The organism is Tunturiibacter lichenicola, from assembly GCF_051013355.1.
GTDB classification, from domain to species: Bacteria; Acidobacteriota; Terriglobia; order Terriglobales; family Acidobacteriaceae; genus Edaphobacter; species Edaphobacter lichenicola_F.
In genome coordinates, this window is the sequence record NZ_CP132944.1 from 1,195,964 (window position 1) to 1,216,159 (window position 20,196).

Consider the following 20,196-nt stretch of genomic DNA (forward strand, 5'->3'; position numbering starts at 1 on the left):
AAACAGTCGTACCTCTCTCGAACTGCTTCCAGTCTATGGGTTTGATGCCGATGGGGATAGGGACGCGAACCTGTGGCTTACTCGTCTGCAAATTTGATGGAATTTAGTGAGGATTGCAGGCGAAAGTTTAGACTGGCTTTCGGCGAGTGATTCTTCACGTCTAAATGAGGTCTATGAGGCTCTCTATCGTGTGGCGGTGTTCGGGGATGGGTGTTGGGGTGGCTTTGCTGCTGGTGGGATCAGCTGCGGTAGAGCAGGCAAGCGCGCAGAAGAAGTCGCAGGATTATGCCACGGCGGCGCGGGCGACGGTGCTGCACGATGCGAACGTCTATGTCGCGGCGGATGCGGATGCACAGAAGATTTCGCTGGTGACGCCGGGGCATGAGGTGGTGATTGTCGAGCGAAGTGGACCTTGGGTGAAGGTCTTTGCCAACACCGATATCAACGACGATGCGAATGAAGACGATCGCAACAAGCCGGTGTTTGGTGAAGATGCGAATGTGACGCCAGCTTCGGGGTGGATTCGGGATAAGGGGATCCTGGGGCCGGCTACGACGGGCGGTGATGTGATTTTGTTCGGGACGGCGGCGAATCTTGAGGATGAGGCGGAGCGGCCACATGCGCCGAAGGGAGCTGCTGGCCAGGCGCACCTGCTTTATAAGCGGGTTGCGGAGTATTTTCCAGGCTCGCCGCTGGCGGGAGAGGCGGCGTGGAGATCGGCGGATATTCGGTGGCAGTTGGATAGGGCCGACATCAGCTCGCTGCCGAGCGCGAAGGAGCAGGAGGCTTATCTTCGTCCACAAATCTATGAGGGAGAACTGAAGAAGGTGCAGAAGGTGTATCCGGGGAGCGAGTATGCAGCAAGGGCGGCGTACGATCTGCTGGATAACAAGCTGTGTGGGGATTGGCAGGGACTGCCGAAGTGTCCGGAGATGGAGACGGGGCTGTATGTGAAGTATGCACAACAGTTTCCGGATGGGCCGAAGGCGGCGGAGGCGCTGTATAACGCTGTCTACCGGCAAGGTGTCGCGGTGACGATGTATCTGGTGCAGGAGGACCGTAAGCGGTCAGATGAAGCGGCGAGGAGAGTGCAGGCGCTGGCGCAGGATCTGAAGACGCGGTATCCCAAGTCGGACTTTGCGGCGAGGGGCGCGAGTATTGCGTTTCGGGTATCGCAGGGGATCCCGGTCTATGGGAGCGACCGGGATTGATGGGGGCACCGACGGTTGGCGCGGGTATCTTCCTCAGAACTCCGTTTGATCGATTTATCGTTTACACATGCGGACGCTTTAGGATAAAAGCATGTCGATTTTTCATGTGATCATCCTTGCCATCGTGCAGGGTCTGGCCGAGTTGTTGCCTGTCTCCAGTTCCGCTCACGTTGTGGTTGCCGAAAAACTGTTGGGGCTTGACCCTACTACGCCACAGATGACACTGCTGCTGGTGATGCTGCATACCGGCACAATGTTTGCCGTAATTGTTTACTTCTGGAATCAGTGGAAGAAGACGTATTTCTCGAGCGGCGATGCGTTCAAACGGTTTCTGGTCCGACTGATCTGGGCTTCGCTGCTTACGGCTGTGATCGGTGAAGTGATTATCAAGGCGATCGAGAAGACTGCGTTCAAAGGTGCATCCAAGGGGGAGATCGAGCTGTTGTTTGGGCGGCTGGATCTGATCGCTCCGGCGTTGGCCGCGGCTGGGCTGTTGATTTTGCTGGCGGGGCTGATGGAGAAGCGGCGCATGGGAGCGCACGAGCAGGTTTATGGCGACAGCGTGACGATGCGGCAGGCGGGTTGGATCGGTGCAATCCAAGGATTGTGCCTTCCGTTCCGTGGTTTTTCGCGCTCGGGGGCGACGATCTCGACAGGTATGTTGACCGGGGCGAGTAAAGAGCGTGCGGAGAGATTCAGCTTCGCGCTAGCCGTGATTTTGACTCCTCCGGCGGTGGCGCGTGAGATTTTGCGGCTGGTGAAGGCTTCGCATGCTGCTCAGGCGGCTGGCACTACGATTGACCTGCACGGGAGCATGGTGATGGGGCTGCTCGGGGCGGTCTTTGCGTTTCTCGCTGGGCTGGTGGCTCTGAAGTGGCTGAGCAGTTGGTTGGAAGAGGGACGCTGGTATCTGTTTGGGATCTATTGCCTGGTGGCTTCGGTGGTGGTGTTCGGGCTGTACCACGCAGGGTATTGAGCGGCTTGTGATTGAATTGCTTTGGATAGAAGGGCTTCGCGGTGGGCGTGGTCATGGCAACCGGCCCAGCCGCGGAGCCTTCTGTCAATCGACGTCTCTCCCCAGACGTCGGTTGATTCGTTTGCACGGCTCGTTTCGTGAGCCGATGCAGGTCCCCTCTGCACTTTCCGAGTCGGTGAATGCTGAGTCAGTTGGCTTTACAGATCCGCGCCTTCCGACCGCTGGTTTCGGCGTTGGGACAAAACCTTTCATCAGATAACGCGTATGCGTGGGCGAAAAGGTGCCACTCATGGAGGGCACATTTTGCGAAATATTTGCGTTTTTGAGGAAGACTTCGGTTTATTGCGCTCGGGTGTACAACCAGGCCCAATAGATGAGGGGGAGTTGCAACGGTATACGGAGCCACTGAGCCCAGCTTTGACCCATGATTCCCGGTGCATACAGATGGGCGGTCGCCATGTAGATGTTGGCCGGAAGAACGGCGATAAGGAGTGCGATCAGCCCCCATGCGGCGGCTTGGCGCGTAGATGCAAAGAGGAGTCCGAGGCCCCCTAGAATCTCTGCCGCTCCGCTGATGTAGACAATGGGAAGGTGCGCAGGCAGATAAGGCGGCACGATCTTGAGATAGACCTGCGGCGCGATGAGATGGACACAACCCGCAGCGATGAAGAGAACTGCCAGAATGGTGCGCCCTATCATGGCTGTCAGTTCCCTCTTTCGTGACGTCGTTGCTTACAGAGTCGTTATTAACAAAATATACGGGCAGCAGGATGAACCTGCTGCCCGCCGCATAACGTTAATTGTGTCTTGGACTATTTCGATACGAGTGCGTCGCGATGGCTCTTCACGTAGTCGTGCGAGGTGAGGACATGAGCCTGTTGCTCCGCGATCAATTGACGAACGGGTAATGGAAGGTCCTGATTGAGAGCGTCGGCGTATGCCTTCTTAGCTTCGTCTTCGCCTTGTTCTGCGGTATCAAGCAAAGAGTGATCGCCGCCTCCAAGCTTCGCCTTGAGGTCTCCCCAGACGCGGTGGAGGGTACCTGCGGTCGTGCCGGATTCCTTGATGTCGTGGACGCCGTTCTGATGAAGGATCTCTTCGAGATCGCCGCGGAAGCTCGCGCGTTTGAGAGATTCGGCGAGAAAGTACCGCTTCAGGGTGTCGTCCTTGAGGCGCTCACCGATGTCGGCAAAGCCTTTTTGGCTGTCGAGCAGGGTGCTGATGAGGGAGTTCAGTGCGAGGTTCATTTCGTTCTGACGGCCTGAATCTGTGGACATAGGATCCTCAATCTTGGTGAAGTGGGTTCGGTTGGGGCGGGGTCCGTCGGCTGAGCGCGATTCTCCTCTGCCGACGGCAAGCAAGAGAAATCGCGAAAATCCCGCGCCCCCGCCAACCGGTTCTAAGGACCGCCGGGTGGTATTTGGCCCGGCGGCGGATATAAAAAGGTAGATGCAGAGAGTTGCCGTGGGTTTGTATTCGGGTACCCCAATTTAGTTTCCACACATTTATGTCTGGGCGACTGGGATAATCGAAGATGCTCTGGTGGTTCGCGGACTTAGTTTGGATCGCCCGGTGTGCGGGATTTGTGCGCTCCGGGGCGAGTGAGTCTGTGCGCACCTCAACCATGAAGGCTCCCCAATGAAAACCCTGAGACTGGTTTCGACACCGACGCGCAACCGCCTGAACGAGATACTCGGGATGGTCATACTGGTGGGAGCAGGACTGATGCTGCTGGCGTTGGCCAGCTACACCCCCACGGACCCCTCGTTCGATACGGTCGGGCAGTATGTTACGGGGCGGCCCGCGCATAACTGGACGGGCATGGTCGGGGCGTATCTTGCCGACGCGACGCTTCAGTTGATCGGGGTTGCAGCATTTTTTCTTCCGCTGGTGCTGGCACGCCTCGGAGTCTGCTGGATGCGGTCGCGGCCAGCCGGATCTCCGCTCGCAAAGACGATTGGGTTGGGAATGTGGGTGGTGTTTGCACCAGCGGCGATCGCGTTGCTGCCGGGGACAATGCTGTGGCGGAGTTCGCTGCCGATTGAAGGAACGACGGGCCGGCTGCTGGCGGACTTTATGGTGCATTACCTCAATCTGCCGGGCGCGGCGATTGTGCTGGCACTGATGGTGTCGGTGTCGCTGTATCTGGCGACCACGTTTACGTTCAATACGGCGCGGGAGTGGGCGACGATCCGCTTCGGTTTCGTGCAGCGGCTGTGGGAGTGGTGGTCGCAGCGACGCAGCAAACGCGCGGGTGCGGAAGCAGCGATCGAAGAGTCATATGGGAGTAAGCGCGAGCAGGCGGATGTGAAGGCTCGACGTCTTCGGGAGATGGCAGAAGAGGCAGAGCGTAAGAGACTTGAGCCGGAGCCCGAGACTACGACGCTCCTGAGCGGGCTGTTTGGATGGTTAAGCAGGAAGAAACGGGTTCAGCCGATCTCAATTGCGCCGGAGGACATTGCGGCTCATGGACATCCGAGCTCGATCTTTCAGGCCATGCCAAGGACGCTTGTAGATGCTCCTCCTGTAACCGCGTTCGGTACTGCAGCGGCAGCGGCGGCGCCCTTCGCTGAGGTGTTGGCGAAGGCGGCTGCTCCGGTGCATGCGCTGGATGATGAGTCGAACTTCGGTGATTTTGGTGGAAACGATCGGCAGGAAGAGGAGTGGCGCGAGCCGATTTCAATGAAAGCTCCCGCTCCGATGAAGGCGCCAAAGAAGATAGTAGAGGAGCCGAGAGCTTCGTTTGCGGCGCTTGCTTCTCCTGCGGCGGCGCCTGCTGCTCCGTTGCACACTCTGCCGGAGAGTATCTCGTTCGGCAAGCGTGCGGATGCGGATATCAAGCCGGTGACGATTGTGCCGAAGAGTGTACGCGGATATAAGCTGCCACCCTCTTCGCTGCTTTATCGGAACGAAGAGCACGCAATCGTCCGCGAAGATGCGCTGCGCGAAGAGGCTCGGGTGCTGGTCGAAAAATCTGCTGAGTTTGGCGTGGATGGACAGGTGACGCAGATCAATCCAGGGCCGGTGGTAACGACGTTTGAGTTCAAGCCGGAGGCTGGCGTAAAGGTTGCTCGCATTACCGGGCTGGCCGACGATCTCTGTCTTGCGATGGCGGCGGAGTCGATCCTGATTGAGCGGATGCCGGGTAAGAGCACGGTAGGAATTCAGGTGCCGAACCACGAGCGCGAGACGATCTGGTTGAGGGATGTGGTGGAGTGTGAGAGCTTTGCGCAGTCGAAGAGCAGGCTGGCGATTGCGCTGGGCAAGGACATCAACGGGCGCATCGTCACTGCCGATCTGGCGAGTATGCCGCACGTGCTGATTGCAGGCTCAACGGGATCGGGTAAGTCGGTCGCGATCAACGCGATGATTATGAGTGTGCTCTTCAAGAGCACGCCGGAGCAGGTGAGGATGATCCTCGTCGACCCGAAGAGGGTTGAACTGGGGATGTACGAAGGGATTCCGCATCTGTTTACGCCAATCATTACAGAGGCGAAGCTGGCGGCGAATGCGCTGCGAAATGCCGTGCGTGAGATGGAGCGGCGTCTGAAACTGCTGGCAGCGAACCATGTTCGAAACATCGATCAGTTCAACAAGTTGTTCGATCATGGCAGCGAATATTTGTTTGAGGATGTGAACCAGGAGCCGCTGCCTTACATCATCATCATCATCGATGAGCTGGCCGATCTGATGATGCTCGATCGGGCGAACGTGGAAGAGTCGATCACGCGGCTGGCGCAGATGGCGCGTGCGGTGGGGATTCACCTTGTGCTGGCAACGCAGCGGCCATCGGTCGATGTCATCACTGGATTGATCAAGGCGAATGTGCCGACTCGTATGAGCTTCCGCTTGGCGACGAAGGTGGACTCACGGACGATCATCGACTCGAACGGCGCGGAGAGCCTTCTGGGGCGCGGAGACATGCTCTATCTGCCGCCGGGAACGAGCCGCGTGCAGCGAGTACATGCGCCCTTTGTTACGGAGAAAGAGATTTCGGCGGTCACTGCATTTTGGAAGGCGCAGGGCGAGGCCGAGTATGTGCATGGATTCCTCGAAGGACCGAAAGAAGATGCCGGCACCGGCAAGGATGGTGATGGTGGAGTTGACGGGGACAATAACGACGAGCTCTATGACGATGCGGTTCGTTTGGTGTTCGAGTTTGGAAAGGCGAGCACTTCCCTGCTGCAACGTCGGCTGCGGATTGGATATGGCCGCGCGGCTCATCTGATCGACATGATGTACAACGATGGTCTGGTGGGGCCTGCAGACGGGTCGAAGCCACGCGAGATATTGAAGTCGCCGAACTGGATCAGCGAGGTGGATGCGGCGATCCGTTAGTTCGTTTCGTGTCGTGAGGTTGATTCGAGGACGTTGTTAGTGGTGGATGTGCTTCGAACTGCGAATGGCGACGATCGCGAGGATGCAGATCACGACCAGGAGAATAATCCAGAGAAGATGCGGGCGACGCTCGGTGAGCGGACGCGCGTCGGGCCGGTCATGGTAGAGAACGTTCAGCCTCTCGCGGCCTAGCTGTGCGGTATGGACTGCGCTCGATAAAGAGAACAGGCGGGCATAGTCATACTGGGGCGCGGTTAGGGCTGGGTCGCCGTAGTACAGAGTCAGAGGTCTTTCGTTGGGAGCGTCGAAGCAGATCTTGCGTTGACGCATCTCAAGCCGAACGCCGGTAATCGGGAGTGGGGTGTCGTCGCCATTTTCGACAGCTACCTGGACGGTCGCCTCGCTTTGCATGTTGGAGCCGAGGGTGGCGGGGATGCTGAGCTGCTCCTGACGGATCTCGCGACCGGCCTGGGTTAGGTGGACGCGGAGGATCGTGCCGACGAGGGTTTCACTAGCTGAGCTGGCGGGGTTAGCTGTGCCGTCGGGGTGGTCCGTGATGTGTACGTCGCGACTAAAGTTGGCTTTGTAGGTAGGAGCCAGGTCGAACGAGACTCGCTCGATTGGGATGCGCTCGGGTAGTGCGAAACTGGCGATGCTTTGACGGCCACGCTGGGTGACGACAGAGCGAGCCGCGGTGGTGTAGATGGATTGGGCTTCGCGGCTGGGAGGGATGGTGACGCCCTGCACCAGCTTTTGCAGCGCTTCAGGTGTTAGAGAGCTGGCGCTCGCGCCTGCTGCTGGAGAGATAGCGAGTTCTACGTGGAGATAGGGGAGGCTGGTCTCCTGCAGATGGATAGAGGTGTTGCGGGAGAGGTGCTGGGTGGTGAGATCGAAGAGGGTGTAGTCGCCGAGATGAGTCTGGTTTGAGTAGTTGGGATTGCGCGTGCCGAAGACAGTGGCAGTCGCCAGAAAGTCGTGGCCGGCGAGGGCGAGGTCGATCTCGGTGTAGGGACGATTCGGCATCTCGAGGTCAAAGACGATCTTGCGGCCGCGCAGGCCCAGATTGCGAATGGTGGCGGTGTCACTGTCAGGCTGCTGAGGTTCGCTGAGCGTGATGGCGTAAGGAACTTCGTGGTTGTCCCCGAAAAGGCGAAGGTCTTTGAGGGAGGGGGCGGCGTGCGGAAAGAGCTGAGGATCGATGACGGCGCAGTTTTGACCTGGGTCGGAGGGAGCGACGATCCGTTGATAACGGAGATACTGCGGGGTGGTGGTCTCGGGGCCCGCCTGCCAGAGGAGAAGCGCTAGGAGTATGGCGAACTTCACTGGTCGGCTCCTTGGTGACTGGGATCGCAATGGCTGGGGTTACCGGGTTCGATTGCTGGGTGGGGATCGCGGAGGGCGAGCCAGTCTTTTTGATAGGCGAAGCTGACTGCCATGAGCAGCGCTCCAAGGCCGAGAAAGCTGAGAACGCGATAGCCCTGGCTTAGATCGCGGAGATCGTAGAGGAAGGCTTTGGCGATGGTAAAGACGAGAAGGACGAGAGCCTGCCAACGGATGAAGGACGAGCGCTTCCAAAAACCGATAGCGAGCAGACCTGCTCCATACAACATAAGGAAGGCTGAGATCGCGAGAGCTTTTTGAAGATCGGCCTCAGGGTTGCCTGCAGAGACGCGCCATGCGGAGTCAAGCTCGCGGAGACAAGACAGGATGGCGATGAAATTGAAGGCTACGATACAAGACCCTGCGATGAGCAGCCAGCCAGGGAAGGACTTGTCGTGATGGTTGTCACGATTGAGTGGCCGGTGTGCGATCAGGATTGAGATACCGAGGGCAGCGAGGCCGAAGAGCGCAGTCGCGAAGCGAAGATTGAGGAAGGCCGTGTTGATTCGCTCATCGAGCCAGAATGGTTCGACGAGGAGCCCGCAGATTCCGAGTGTTAGGGCTGCGATCGCGAGACGGCGAAGAAGGCGCGGAGCCTTGAGAGCGGCTTCGTCTGATGTTGACCCTGTGAGACGGGCTGCGACCCAGAGAAGAGCAGCGCCTTCTGCGAGCCAGCCTACGATGATCCAACGTCCGCTGGCTTTGAGGGGAATGGCAATGGTGAGGAAGACGATTGCGAGGGAGAGATGGACTGCGGAGGTGACCTGAGGCTGGACTACGCGCATCAGGCCGAGGTAAAGAGCGGCGAAGAGAACCGCGACCCAGGGTTGGAGATCATGGTTGCCGGTGTCCTGCAGGATCGCATAGAACGCGAGAGCGGCGAAGAGGGCGTTGGCCAGCGGGAGAAGTATCTCGGGTATGCGAGCAGTCGCCGGTCCTTCGCTTCGCGAGGCTCGAAGGGATGGGACGAGGAATGTCAGGAAGAAAGCCGCTAGAAAGATCGTTGTAGTGGCAAGCGGCTTCGGCGTTTTGTACACGTTGAACCATTCGGCATACCACCCGATGAAGAACGCGACAGTAGCGGGAAACGCCCCGAGCAAGAGACGGTGCCAGGGTTTGAGACGGACCAGAATGACGGTAGCGATGTCGATGGAGAGGATGTAGGTGAAGAGGAATATCTCATGGTTGCCGCCGGTGGAGAGTAGCAGCGGAGTGGCGAAGCCGCCAGCGAGGGCATAGGCGGCGAGCATCTGGCTGTTCTGCGACCATGCCATGTAGGCGTTCCATGCGGTGACCAAGATCATGGCGCCAAGAGCGACTTCGGCGGGCAACAGATGGTAGAGCTGGAAGGCCGCCCAGAGCGAGAGATAAAGAGCTCCGCTGCCGATTGCTTTCAATGCGTAGGAGAAGGCATTGAAGTTCTGGCGACGGAACCGCTCGGACCAGAGGATGATCCCGGCACCCGCGATGAGGCCGGCCAGAATGCGACCGATGGGGCCGATGTAGTGGTTGTCGATCGCCCACTTGAGAAACAAAGTCGTCGCAATGAGCAGAGCGACGATGCCGATGCGGCTGAATAGCTGGGATCCGATTCGATCTTCGAGGGAGCCTTCGATCTTGGGGAGATGTCTGGAAAAGTTTGGCGCTACACGGTTGTCTGTGGCGGGTGTTGAGGCTTTGCGGGAGAGAGGAAGGTGCCGGGATTTGTCAGAGGAAGAGACACGCAACTCGGCCAGTTGCCGCTCCAGGGCTTCGACGCGGGAGGCCAGGGCGGCTAAATCTGCGGCCGCTTGTGTTTGCTGATTGGTCTGCTTTTGGTCGTGCTCGTCCTGCTGATCCCCCGGGGCCATGCCAACTACTGTACCGCTATCGCGTCAGGGAGTGGAACTGGAGGCAGTCAGTTGATAGTCTTTGCGCTGAGGAAGAGTGCATGTCGCTTCGGATCCTGGTTGTTGAAGACGATGAGGTGAGTCGGGAGGTGCTGGGGCTGCTGCTCCAGGCTGAGGGGTATGAGGTTGAGTCAGTGGATTCAGGTGATGCCGCGTTGGTACATCTCCAGACAATGCATCCGCGGCCAGGGGTGGTCTTGACCGACATGCAGATGCCTGGAACGACGGGGGATGCGCTCGCGAGGCAGGTGCGCAATCTGTGCGGCGCGGAGATTCTGGTTCTCGGAATGAGTGCAAGCGAGTTGGAGGATGGGGCGGGGAAAGAGTTTGATGGGTTTCTGCTGAAGCCGTTCGGGATGGAGACACTGGCAGAGGCGATCGCAGGAAGAAAACGTGCCGCGGGCGACAATCCAGGCGGTAAGGACAAAAGTGTGCTCAGCGGGGTTGTTTATGAGAAGCTTGCAGGGTCGATGCCGCAGCCGCGACTGGAGCAGTTGTATGCGCTTTGTTTGACGGATGCGGAGAATAGAATCGCGGCGATGCGACAGGCTGCATCTGATGGAGACGATGGCGCGTATAGAAAGGGGGCGCATGCGATCAAGGGAGGTTGCGGGATGGTTGGGGCGATCGAGCTGCAACGTCTTGCAACATCAATGGAGGAGCGGGGTTTGCGTGATGACCATATAGCTTCACTCAATGAATTCATACTGGCGTGCGAACGGCTGCGGCGTATTCTGGTCGCACACGGGATCAACCATAATCGGGACAACGATTTGCGAGGAGAGACGCGGAATGAAGGAAGCAGTTAAAAAATCTGATAATGCTGTCGTTGCAGCAACGCCCATCCGTATCGTTGTGGCAGACGATCATCCGGTAGTCCGCTTCGGCGTGAAGAACATGCTGGAGAGTGAGCCGGGTTTTGAAGTCGTTGGCGAGGCCGAGGATGGCGACGTCGCGATTACGCAGACGCTCGAGCTGGAGCCGGATATTCTGCTGCTCGATCTGCAGATGCCCCGGTTGCCGGGCCTTGAGGCGTTGCGCGCGATTATGAGCAAATCGCCGCGAGTAAAGATCATCATGCTGACGAGCACGATCTCGACCCAGCAGATCATTGAAGCGCTGCAGATTGGAGCCCGCGGAATTGTGCTGAAGGACGCTGTTGCGGGTGATCTCTCTCGTTCGCTGCGTGCAGTACTCTCCGGGGACTACTGGATTGGCGGCGAGCGCGTTGTGAACCTTGTAACGGCGCTCAATGAGTTGGTGAAGAAAGCCGCGGCGGTTCCGGAGCGCAAAACCTACGGCCTGACGCCAAGGGAGCTCGAAGTGGTGACCTGCATCGTTGAAGGTTGCAGCAACAAGGACGTTGCAAAGCAGTTTGTAATCAGCGAAGAGACGGTGAAGCGGCACCTGTCGAACATCTTCGACAAGACGGGGGTTTCGACGCGTCTGGAGCTCGCTCTGTTTGCAATCGCACATAAGCTGGTGACGCTGGAGAGCTAACACCGTATCTAGGTCACCGACGTTCAGTAGAATGAACGGTATGAGCATCGGGGCGGCGGAAGAGATCGTTGATTTACTGGTGATTGGAGCAGGCCCGACGGGGTTGGCCTGCGCGATTGAGGCGCAGCGCACCGGATTTACGGCAATGCTTGTCGATAAGGGATGCCTCTGTAACTCGCTATTCCATTACCCGGCGCACATGACGTTTTTTACGACACCGGAGCTGCTTGAGATCGGTGGGATGCCCTTCTCCAGCCCGAACCAGAAGCCCAATCGCAATGAGGCGCTCGAGTACTACCGCAAGGTCGCGGAATACTACAAGCTCGACGTTCGTCAGTATGAAAAGGTCGAGCGCGTGGATGGCTCCGACGGAAACTTTGTCGTTCATACGATGGATCAATTCGGGCGGATACTGAAGCATCGTGCGCGCAAACTAGTGATCGCAACTGGATACTACGATCTCCCAAACTATCTGGGAATTCCTGGTGAGGATCTCGTCAAGGTAAAGCACTACTATCATGAACCACATCCGTTTTATGGGCTGGATGTTGTAGTGATTGGCGGCAAAAACTCTGCTGCAATCGCGGCGCTCGATCTGTGGCGGCATGGTGCGAAGGTGACTCTGGTCCACCGTGGCGCGGCGATGCATCGGCATGTGAAGTATTGGATTCTGCCGGACATCAACAACCGCGTAAAGAACGGCGAGATCACGGCTTACTTCGACAGTACAGTTACCAACATCTCCGAGGATGAGGTGACCCTGTCGACGCCGTCAGGTGTTGTGACGATCGCAAACCAGTTTGTGTTTGCGCTGACGGGATACCACCCTGACTTCAGCTTTATCGAGCAGCTGGGCGTGAAGCTGGACGAGACAAACGACCGTTGCCCTATGTGCGATCCCGCCACCTTGGAGAGCAACGTTCCAGGGATTTATCTAGCTGGGGTGATCGTTGCCGGTGAGCGGACGAATGAGATCTTTATCGAGAATGGACGGTTTCATGGGCAGCAAATCGCCGAGGCCCTGCGCGGGAAGCTGGTAGCTGCCTAGTTTATATACCGTTTCAAGTGGAGTTACCAGTAATGAATCAGATCGGTCGGGATTTGTTAGCTGTGGTTTGCGGAGCAACTATGTGCCTATCAAGCTCTTTGCTACTAGGACAAGCGCAGAAGAACGCCTTCGCTGGATACACAGGCTGCAGCATTGGTGAAGGTCCTGCGGTAGTCGAAACCGCACCCCTTGCACCCGGTGTGACGACGCGCACTGTACAGACTTTGCATGGCTCTTTTGACGTGTCGATGACGGAGGGGAGACGGGTGATGTTTGCATACCCTGACGAGGATTTCTATGCGAACGTCAAAGTCGAGCTTCTTCCAGCGGAAGGCTATGGTCAGTCGAAAGCAGCTCTGGTTGATAACTTTGAGTACATTCTTGCCAGCGGTGATAACACGCGAAATTACGCGCTCAAACCCAAACTAAACGGATTTGAAATTCAAGGTTTGGATCGGTCGAAGCGAGAAGGTGGTGTGCTTGGCGTTTATCTTCTCTTCGACGACGTAACTCGTACAGTAGTGACGATTTACTTTCTTAATCAGGAACCCCCGAAAAGGTTCAAGACGATGGAAGAGTATGCGGTGTTGCGCGACCGGTTTCTGAACAAGTATACGAGCTGCATTAGAACTCACCTTTAATGCCTCGTGCTTAGCCGATAACGCGACGGAGGAACCCCTTGATGCCCAGCCAGGTGAGGAGGCAGAGAGACGCTAGCAGCATAGTCACGATGAGGTACGGATTCATGTGGGGGAGCGTCGGCGTGAGAGCGGCGCGAAGGCCTTCGCTCATGTAAACGATGGGGTTGATGAGCACGCCGACCTGAAGCCAGCGAATGTGAGTGAGCGCGGCCCACGGGTAGTAGACACAGCCAAGAAACGTGATGGGAATGACGACCACGCCGAAGATGAGGCCGATCTGCTGGGGTTTGACGCTCGTGCCGATGGTGAGGCCGAGTGCTCCTGCTGTGAGGCTGGCCAGAGCTACGACAAGGATGAGGAATGGCCAGCTAGCGACGTGAGTTGTGGGGTGCGTTGCCGGAACGTAATAGGCCAAAGGGTACACAATGCAGGCTGCGACGACGCTCTGCACAGCCGAGAAGCAGATTTTTTCGATGGCAACGAATGGGACGGGCAATGGACACATGACGCGGTCGTCGATCTCGCGGGTGATACCGAACTCCTGCGCGAGAGGAAGTGCGACGGCGGCGATGCCGGAGAACATAATGGCGACGGCCATAAGGCCGGGAAGTAATACCGTCGAAAATGCATTTCCTGCCATGGCGCCCGTTGGGTTCATCGCGGCGCCGGCGTTCATGTGAGGGATGACGTAGGTGAAGACGAAGAGGAAGAGCAACGGGTTCATGCAGACGCGGATGACGAAGGGAAAGAACTCGCGTCGGAGGACATAAACATCGCGCAGGAAGAGTCCAGCGAAGGCGCGGCCGTACTGCATAAGCTTCGGGCTTTGTGCGCCGCTGGCTGACTGCGTTCCGGGAGTTTCGACTTCGGCGAGGTGGGTCATGGGAGGGGGTGGTCCTAACGTCTGATTCGCTACTCGCGAAGATCGCGGCCGGTGAGTTGGATGAAGACGGTCTCGAGGCTGGTTTCGGTGATGGTGAGATCGCGGAGGCCGTATGGATTTGCCTCGCGGACAACGTCAGAGAGAAGTCCGTCTGCGCCTTCAGCAAGGACACGGACGCCTTTGGGAGTGGATTCGGCGCTTGCCACTCCGGTGAGGTGCTGAAGCTGATGGATCAGGGCCGGGATATTCTCGTGGCTGCGCAGGAAGAGTTCATAGACTTTTTGTGCGCCGACCGAGCCTTTGAGGGCAGTGGGGGTGTCCTGCACGAGGATCTTGCCGTGGTCGATGATGGCGACGCGGTCGCAGAGTTCGTCGGCCTCTTCCATGTAATGCGTGGTGAGAACGACAGTAATCCCCTCTTCACGCAGGCCGCGAACGGCGTCCCACATGGCGATTCGACTCTGAGGATCGAGGCCGGCGCTGGGCTCGTCGAGGAAGAGGACCTTTGGACGATGAGCGATGGCGCGGGCGATCTGAACACGCTGCGCGAGGCCGCCGGAGAGCTGAGACGGGTATGCATCAGCGCGTTCGGCAAGGTGAAACTGGCCCAGGAGCTGGTTCGTACGCTCTTTGGCCTCCGCGCGGGAGAAGCCGAAGTAAAGGCAGTGGAAGTTGATGTTTTCGAAGATGGTGCAGGCGCGGTCGAGCGTGTTGTACTGAGGCACAACGCCGATGGATCGTCGCGCGATCGCAGGAGTCTTCACAACGTCGACTCCGGCGATACGGACTCGGCCTGAAGTTGGCAGGGCGCGGGTAGTGCAGATGCTGATCGTAGTAGTCTTACCGGCTCCGTTGGGGCCGAGAAGGCCGAAGAGTTCGCCTTCGCGGACGCTGAGGTCGATGCCGTCAACGGCGACGACCCGCTGCTTGCCGTCATATACCTTTTGCAGGCTTTCAATCTCAACAATCACTGCGGATTCACCCCTGCTGCACAGCTTCGATTATATGCACCGCCGCTCGAACCTTTGATGGCGAAGACTTTGAGCTATTCGCACTGCTGAAAAAAACTGCGAGATTTCCTGTCATGGAATTTTCAACTTTACGGAGTGACGCGGATCACAATTTTGCCGAAGTGAGAAGCGGATTCCATATGAGCGAAGGCCTGAGCGGCTTGATCGAAGTTGAACACCTTATCGACGACGGGATGCAGGCTGGCTTTTGCGATGGCGTCATTCATCTGCTCGAACATGGCGCGCGAGCCGACGTAGATACCCTGTACGCGAAGCATTTTGTGGAGGATTGGCGTGAGGGCGACGGGGTCTGAGGTCGATGCTCCGGATAGAACGCCAATCTGGGCAATGGTGCCGCCGACACGGGCTGCGCGCAAAGATTGGCCAAAGGTGTTGGCCCCGCCAACTTCGATGATGCGGTCTGCGCCCTTACCGGACGTGGTCTCGGTGACCCACTTCGACCAGTCGGGGCGCTCCTTGTAGTTGCAGCCCTCGTCGAGACCGAGGCTGCGCGCTCGCTTCAGCTTCTCCTCGCTGGACGAGGTACCAATGACGCGGGCTCCGAGAAGCCTTCCAAACTGCAACGCAAAGATGGAGACGCCGCCGGTACCCTGAATGACTACGGTCTCACCGGGCTGCGTCGGATTCGCGGGGTCGCCAGCGTGGCGGAGAGCGTTCCACGCAGTGACGCCGGCACAAGGGAGGGTGGCAGCCTCCTCGTAGCTGAGGTGCTCGGGAAACCGGACGACTCCGTCCTCATGCAGAAGCGCGTATTCGGTGAGCATGCCGTCGGCATCGCCACCGAGGGCCGCTTTGGTTTTCTCAGCCGTGGGTGCGCCGTCGAGCCAGCGCTGCATGAAGACGCCGCAGACGCGGTCGCCAACCCTTACCCGGCTGACGCCCTCGCCGACTGCGACCACCTCTCCGGCGCCGTCGGAGCACGGGATGCGGGGGAGGGCCATCCTGGGGTTATAGAGGCCCTTCACCACCATGAGGTCGCGGTAGTTGAGAGAGACGGCGTGGACCTTGATCAGCACAGTTCCGGGGCTTGTTTGGGGCGTGGGAAGCTCGATCGGCTGTAGGTGATCGAGACCGAATTGCGTTACGGGATATGCGCGCATGGTGCCTCCGGCGATTAGATGCGGGTCGATTCAGAATGCAGGACGTAGCCGTAACTGACACGAACTATTCATTTATTGCTGCGTTGCGGCGTAGAATGAGGTTATGTCACGTGGATGGGAGAGTAAATCCGTGGAAGAACAGCAAAATCAGGCTGCCGCTCCGAAACCTGTCACCGTGGATGATCGCGCCGAGGTGGCGGAACAGAAACGGCGGCGACAGGCGCTGGAGTTGCAGCGGGAACGCATTCTGTCTGAGCGGACTTCAAGCCCGCATCGGCGGTCTGCATTGACGGTTGCGCTTGCCGATATCGAAGAGAAGCTCTCAGAGTTAGGGTGGTCGATTCACCTCTAGGGCCTGCCTCCTTCGATTGCGGTGATTGTCTAGCCACGACGGTTGAAGACCGTCGAGTTGGCCTGGTCGATTGTGGTCATTAATACGTTGTGAATATTGACATGGGGTGGTCGGCTGGCGGCCCAGACAATGGCTTCGGCGACGTCCTCTGGCTGCAGCGGAGTAATGTTCTGGTAGATCTTCGCTGCCTTCTCTTCATCACCGCGAAAACGCACTTTGCTGAAGTCGGTTTCGACCATGCCAGCGTCGATTGACGTGACACGGATCGGCGTCCCCATCAGATCGATCTTGAGCCCCTCGCTGATGGCCTTTTCGGCGGCTTTGCTGGCGCAGTAAACGGCACCGTTTGCATACGTGATGTAGGCGGCGGTAGAACCGAGATTGATGACGTGGCCGCGGCCGCGAGCGACCATGCCAGGAACGACGGCACGGGTGACATAGAGCAGCCCCTTGACGTTGGTGTCGATCATCTCCTCCCAGTTTTGCGGGTCGTCTTCGTAAAGTTTGGCCAGGCCACGGCTGAGCCCGGCGTTGTTGACGAGGATGTCAATATCGCGAAAGCCGGCTGGAAGGTTGCTGATGGCTGATTCGACCTCAGCGCGATGCTGAACATCGAGTTTGAAGACATGGACAGAAGCAGCGCCAGCTGCCGAAAGAGCTTGCTGAAGCTCTTCCAGACGATCGAGCCTGCGGGCGCACAGAAGCAGGCTGACGCCCTCCTGCGCGAAGGCCAGCGCGGTGGCTCTGCCAATACCAGAGCTTGCGCCAGTGATGAGTACGGTCTTTCCCTGAAGAGATGCCATAGGTTTTTATATCCAAAAAGACGAAGAGCCGCACAGGCGGCCCTTCGACGTTCGAGTTTTGAAGTGCGGCTACTGTGGAGTCGCTGGCGCAGCAGGAGCGGCGTCAGGGCTGCTCTGCTCGACACCGATGGCATCGCCAGAGACGACGAGGTTGACTCTACGGTTTTGCGAACGGCCCTGCGCGGTGGCGTTGTCCGCTACTGGCTTCGACTTCCCATAGCCGGTCGCCGTGATGTTGTCAGTCTGGACGCCCTGAGTGATCAGGAAATCGCGAACCGCATCGGCGCGGTTCTCCGAGAGCTTCTGATTGTATTGATCGCTTCCGACACTGTCCGTGTAGCCTTCAACCTGCACCTTGAGACCGGGGTAAGCCTGCAGTATTCCGGAGACCTTGGCCAGGCTGAGTTGGGTGTTGGGCTTCAGGGTGTATCGACCAGTGTCAAACAGGACGTCGGACATGTTGACGATGAGGCCGCGGGCAGATTCGCTTGTAGCCAGCACGCTGTTAAGTTGACTGCGTAGCTTTTCGCGGACGGCGTTTGCGTCAGCGGCGCTCTTGTTGGCATTCGCGGCACGCGCCTGGGCCTCGGCTGCGGCTGCTTCGGCACGGGCTCGGTCGGCGTCGGCTTCGGCTTGCGCGGCACGCGCTCGCTCGGCGTCTAGCTGGGCCTGTTGGGCCTGCAACTGCGACTGCTGAGCCTGGGCCTCAGCATCGCGACGGGCGTTATCTGCGTTCTGCTGCCGCTCTGCCGCCTGTTTGCGCAGGGTGACCAGACGGGCGTCTTCAGCACGCTGTACAGCCTGACGGGCAAAGGTGATCTCGAGCTTACGATCGCCCTTCTTGTTGCGGTCGATGTCGGTGGCGTTGCGAAGATCCTGCGTCGCTTCAGCCATGATCTCAGGGGCATATTTGTCTGCTCCGGCAGTCTGCGCGATGCGAATGGCGTTATTCGCCTGGTAGAGCTCGAGAGGCGATTTTTCATCCCTGGTGATGGGGTTCAGGTTCGAAGTCGCACCGTCAGTCTGCGCGTAGGCGCCACGCGGCAGAAGAGAGTAATGGGCATTTACTTTTTCGAGAACGCCGTTGGTCTTGTCATTGATGATGACGTTCTGGAGGACGACGACGTCGCTCGGCTGGGTCACGGAAAAGTACGGCTCGGCCGTAACGATCATGCCGAAAGATTGCAGCGCGGTAGTCACGTCAATGTTGTTTTTATCGTTCGAGGGAAGGACTTCACCAAGATTGTTGGGGCGACCGTCTGGGGTAATGGCCCAGAGAACATAGGTCAGATATTCGGGGCCGAAGCCATTGGCAGGGGTGAGCCCCTGAAATCTGGCCGATATGCGAATGCCGCCGCGCTCGCTGACGACCCTGGCCGACCCCTTCGCAAGGGGAAGAAGCGGAGTGCCTTTGAAGGCAATATTCGTGGCAGCGCTGCGGTGCAGGTAGTTGACGGCGTCGAGGTCTCGCTGAACCACCTTCACGCGATAGAGATAGATGCCATCATCCTGCTTCTTGATCTCCGTATCCTGGGGTGGGGCCGTCTGCGCCGTGGGGTTGGGCTCCTGGGCGTTGAGCGCTGCCACTGTCGATCCGCAAATTCCAGCAGAAAGCATCAGGGCAGTAAAGAAGTTCATGGGACGATTCATTCACGTTCTCCTGAAAGTACGAACTGATAGCTACGGACGCACTAGTCCCTAGCCTATCGCTATTAGGTGCGATGCGCCGAAAGGAACAAAGGTAGTCCAGATAGAGTGGCTCGAAGTAGGGCTGTTCGCGTCAAGCGGTGGGGAGTTATCTTGCTGAAAGAAAAATTGTTACACGATGAGGTTAAAACAAAGCTCCCCTCCGCGCGGCATAACAAACGAGCGGAGGGGAGTCGTGGATTTGCGCTAAGCGCTGTGCTGGTGAGCCGGTGTCGTGCGATGGACGAAGTGATACGGAGGCCACGGGCCGGAGAGCTGCATACGACAGTCTTTGAGTTCAAGCGTGGCCGAGGTGTACTTGTTCTGGTAGCGCTCCACCGTCTTGTTGTCGATGAGGTGGGCGATATCAAGCAGCATCTTGCCAGTATCCATCCGCTTGCAGGTGATCTCTTCGGCGAGCGGGAGGAACATGCGATGCATCTGGATGGAGAGAGCACGGGCCTTGGACTGGCGTTCGCGCTGGCGGCTGGCGCTCTCGCGAAGGCTGGTCAGATACTGCTGGCCGACGGTCATGTCTCGAGCTGAGTTCCCAGGGCAGATGTCGTCGACGAGGACCTTGAGGTGCATCTCGGCTTTGCCGCGGAGACGTTCTACGTTGGCCTGAAAGTGGCGCTGATTGGAGCGGACCGAGCGCCGCAGTGCGTCATCGTCCTGGAAGGTGGTCCCAAAGCGGAAAGGCAGTACGGTTGAGAGTTTGAAGCAGTCAGCAACGACGCGGGCGTGGTCTTTGGCAGCTTGCTGGTCAAGGCGGGAGGAGTCCTCCTCGCTATGTTCTGACACGATGACAGCCAGGTCACTGGCTGGGAATAGAAATGTTTGGTTGCCGAAGAGCCCTGAAACCCCGGCCAGGGGCATTGGGCGGCGGTGGCGGCAAAGTTCTGGAAACGCTTGTCTCTCTGCGACGCAATATGCGTACCATGCCATAGTCTTTTATCCTTCCGAGCGCGCTGAGGGGTCTAACCGCCCCATCAGGAAGTTGGTTATGTAACTCAAACCGATACGGAAATTTTGAGGGAACTCTTCATTTCAATAGGTTTTGGTTCTGAGAAGCCCGCTAATTTCAGCGAACTCCGCCGAACCGAAACGGATAGTATGCCTATTGAAGTACCGTTGGCAACACTTTCTTTGCCAGAAAGTGCACTGTTTTGGTAGCAGGTGACTTACGCCCGCAAAAAACATTTGGATGGGTGGGCCAGATCGTCGGCGAGGGTAAGACAATGGCACACAATCACCTGAAAGTCGTCTCCTAAATCGATTGAGTTGCATGCCGGTTGAGCCTATCCGCTCAGGTCAGCCAGAGGATTTTTCTCGTTTGGCGGGTAACTGGCTCGGCGTGC

General features: G+C 58.1%; 18 protein-coding genes. 8 read left to right on the forward strand and 10 right to left on the reverse strand.

From position 1 onward, the window contains the following. Window positions 1–173: 173 nt before the first annotated feature. Both RBB82_RS05135 and RBB82_RS05140 read left to right on the forward strand, forming a co-directional pair. Window positions 174–1,211, forward strand: a complete 1,038-nt coding sequence (locus RBB82_RS05135) for a hypothetical protein (protein WP_433974046.1) — start codon at window positions 174–176, stop codon at window positions 1,209–1,211. Window positions 1,212–1,302: 91 nt separating this feature from the next. After that, window positions 1,303–2,187 (forward strand): undecaprenyl-diphosphate phosphatase, encoded by an 885-nt coding sequence (locus RBB82_RS05140; protein ID WP_433974047.1) that lies wholly within the window; start codon window positions 1,303–1,305, stop codon window positions 2,185–2,187. A gap of 339 nt (window positions 2,188–2,526) precedes the next feature. On the opposite strand, the gene RBB82_RS05145 is transcribed toward RBB82_RS05140, so the two are convergent. Together RBB82_RS05145 and RBB82_RS05150 are read right to left on the reverse strand one after the other, a co-directional pair. Then, complete coding sequence (locus RBB82_RS05145; protein ID WP_433974048.1) at window positions 2,527–2,886, reverse strand: DoxX family protein; 360 nt, start codon at window positions 2,884–2,886, stop codon at window positions 2,527–2,529. Between the two features lie 113 nt (window positions 2,887–2,999). Next, the gene (locus tag RBB82_RS05150; RefSeq protein ID WP_433974049.1) at window positions 3,000–3,464 is read right to left on the reverse strand and encodes a PA2169 family four-helix-bundle protein; all 465 of its coding nucleotides are present in this window, start codon (window positions 3,462–3,464) and stop codon (window positions 3,000–3,002) included. A 361-nt stretch (window positions 3,465–3,825) separates the two neighbouring features. Here RBB82_RS05150 and RBB82_RS05155 point away from each other — a divergent pair, with 361 nt between their 5' ends. Then, window positions 3,826–6,525, forward strand: a complete 2,700-nt coding sequence (locus RBB82_RS05155) for a DNA translocase FtsK (protein ID WP_433974050.1) — start codon at window positions 3,826–3,828, stop codon at window positions 6,523–6,525. Between the two features lie 36 nt (window positions 6,526–6,561). On the opposite strand, the gene RBB82_RS05160 is transcribed toward RBB82_RS05155, so the two are convergent. Together RBB82_RS05160 and RBB82_RS05165 are read right to left on the reverse strand one after the other, a co-directional pair. Further along, entirely contained in the window at window positions 6,562–7,848 is a 1,287-nt protein-coding gene (locus tag RBB82_RS05160; protein ID WP_433974051.1) for a DUF3999 family protein, read from the reverse strand. Next, window positions 7,845–9,755, reverse strand: a complete 1,911-nt coding sequence (locus tag RBB82_RS05165; RefSeq protein ID WP_433974052.1) for a DUF2339 domain-containing protein — start codon at window positions 9,753–9,755, stop codon at window positions 7,845–7,847. The genes RBB82_RS05160 and RBB82_RS05165 overlap by 4 nt, the downstream gene beginning before the upstream one ends. Window positions 9,756–9,835: 80 nt before the next feature. Here RBB82_RS05165 and RBB82_RS05170 point away from each other — a divergent pair, with 80 nt between their 5' ends. Genes RBB82_RS05170 through RBB82_RS05185 form a run of 4 tightly spaced genes read left to right on the forward strand, consistent with a single transcriptional unit; the run spans window position 9,836 to window position 12,983 of the window. Then, window positions 9,836–10,603 carry an Hpt domain-containing response regulator gene (locus tag RBB82_RS05170; protein WP_433974053.1) on the forward strand — a complete coding sequence of 256 codons (768 nt, stop codon included), beginning with the start codon at window positions 9,836–9,838 and terminating at the stop codon, window positions 10,601–10,603. Further along, complete coding sequence (locus tag RBB82_RS05175) at window positions 10,587–11,294, forward strand: response regulator (protein ID WP_433974054.1); 708 nt, start codon at window positions 10,587–10,589, stop codon at window positions 11,292–11,294. The genes RBB82_RS05170 and RBB82_RS05175 overlap by 17 nt, the downstream gene beginning before the upstream one ends. Before the next feature lie 40 nt (window positions 11,295–11,334). Further along, window positions 11,335–12,342 carry a YpdA family putative bacillithiol disulfide reductase gene (locus RBB82_RS05180; protein WP_433974055.1) on the forward strand — a complete coding sequence of 336 codons (1,008 nt, stop codon included), beginning with the start codon at window positions 11,335–11,337 and terminating at the stop codon, window positions 12,340–12,342. A gap of 32 nt (window positions 12,343–12,374) precedes the next feature. Beyond that, window positions 12,375–12,983: a hypothetical protein gene (locus RBB82_RS05185; protein ID WP_433974056.1), complete on the forward strand. Its 609-nt coding sequence runs from the start codon at window positions 12,375–12,377 to the stop codon at window positions 12,981–12,983. A 10-nt stretch (window positions 12,984–12,993) separates the two neighbouring features. Here the strand turns inward: RBB82_RS05185 and RBB82_RS05190 are convergent, their stop codons facing one another. The 3 genes from RBB82_RS05190 to RBB82_RS05200 all read right to left on the reverse strand — a co-directional run bounded on the left by RBB82_RS05190 (window position 12,994) and on the right by RBB82_RS05200 (window position 15,997). Further along, entirely contained in the window at window positions 12,994–13,866 is an 873-nt protein-coding gene (locus RBB82_RS05190) for an ABC transporter permease (RefSeq protein ID WP_433974057.1), read from the reverse strand. A gap of 29 nt (window positions 13,867–13,895) precedes the next feature. Next, window positions 13,896–14,837: an ABC transporter ATP-binding protein gene (locus RBB82_RS05195; protein ID WP_433974058.1), complete on the reverse strand. Its 942-nt coding sequence runs from the start codon at window positions 14,835–14,837 to the stop codon at window positions 13,896–13,898. A 128-nt stretch (window positions 14,838–14,965) separates the two neighbouring features. Next, on the reverse strand, window positions 14,966–15,997 hold the full coding sequence (locus RBB82_RS05200; protein WP_433974059.1) for a zinc-dependent alcohol dehydrogenase family protein: 1,032 nt from the start codon (window positions 15,995–15,997) through the stop codon (window positions 14,966–14,968). A gap of 130 nt (window positions 15,998–16,127) precedes the next feature. Between RBB82_RS05200 and RBB82_RS05205 the strand changes: the two genes are divergently transcribed. After that, window positions 16,128–16,349: a hypothetical protein gene (locus tag RBB82_RS05205; protein WP_433974060.1), complete on the forward strand. Its 222-nt coding sequence runs from the start codon at window positions 16,128–16,130 to the stop codon at window positions 16,347–16,349. Window positions 16,350–16,378: 29 nt separating this feature from the next. Here RBB82_RS05205 and RBB82_RS05210 read toward each other — a convergent pair whose 3' ends face one another. The 3 genes from RBB82_RS05210 to RBB82_RS05220 form a co-directional block, all read right to left on the reverse strand. Next, the gene (locus RBB82_RS05210) at window positions 16,379–17,152 is read right to left on the reverse strand and encodes an SDR family NAD(P)-dependent oxidoreductase (protein ID WP_433974061.1); all 774 of its coding nucleotides are present in this window, start codon (window positions 17,150–17,152) and stop codon (window positions 16,379–16,381) included. A 69-nt stretch (window positions 17,153–17,221) separates the two neighbouring features. Beyond that, the gene (locus RBB82_RS05215; RefSeq protein WP_433974062.1) at window positions 17,222–18,802 is read right to left on the reverse strand and encodes an OmpA family protein; all 1,581 of its coding nucleotides are present in this window, start codon (window positions 18,800–18,802) and stop codon (window positions 17,222–17,224) included. Between the two features lie 243 nt (window positions 18,803–19,045). Beyond that, window positions 19,046–19,783, reverse strand: coding sequence for a GvpL/GvpF family gas vesicle protein (locus RBB82_RS05220; RefSeq protein ID WP_433974063.1), 738 nt, complete (start codon window positions 19,781–19,783; stop codon window positions 19,046–19,048). Between the last annotated feature and the right edge of the window lie 413 nt (window positions 19,784–20,196).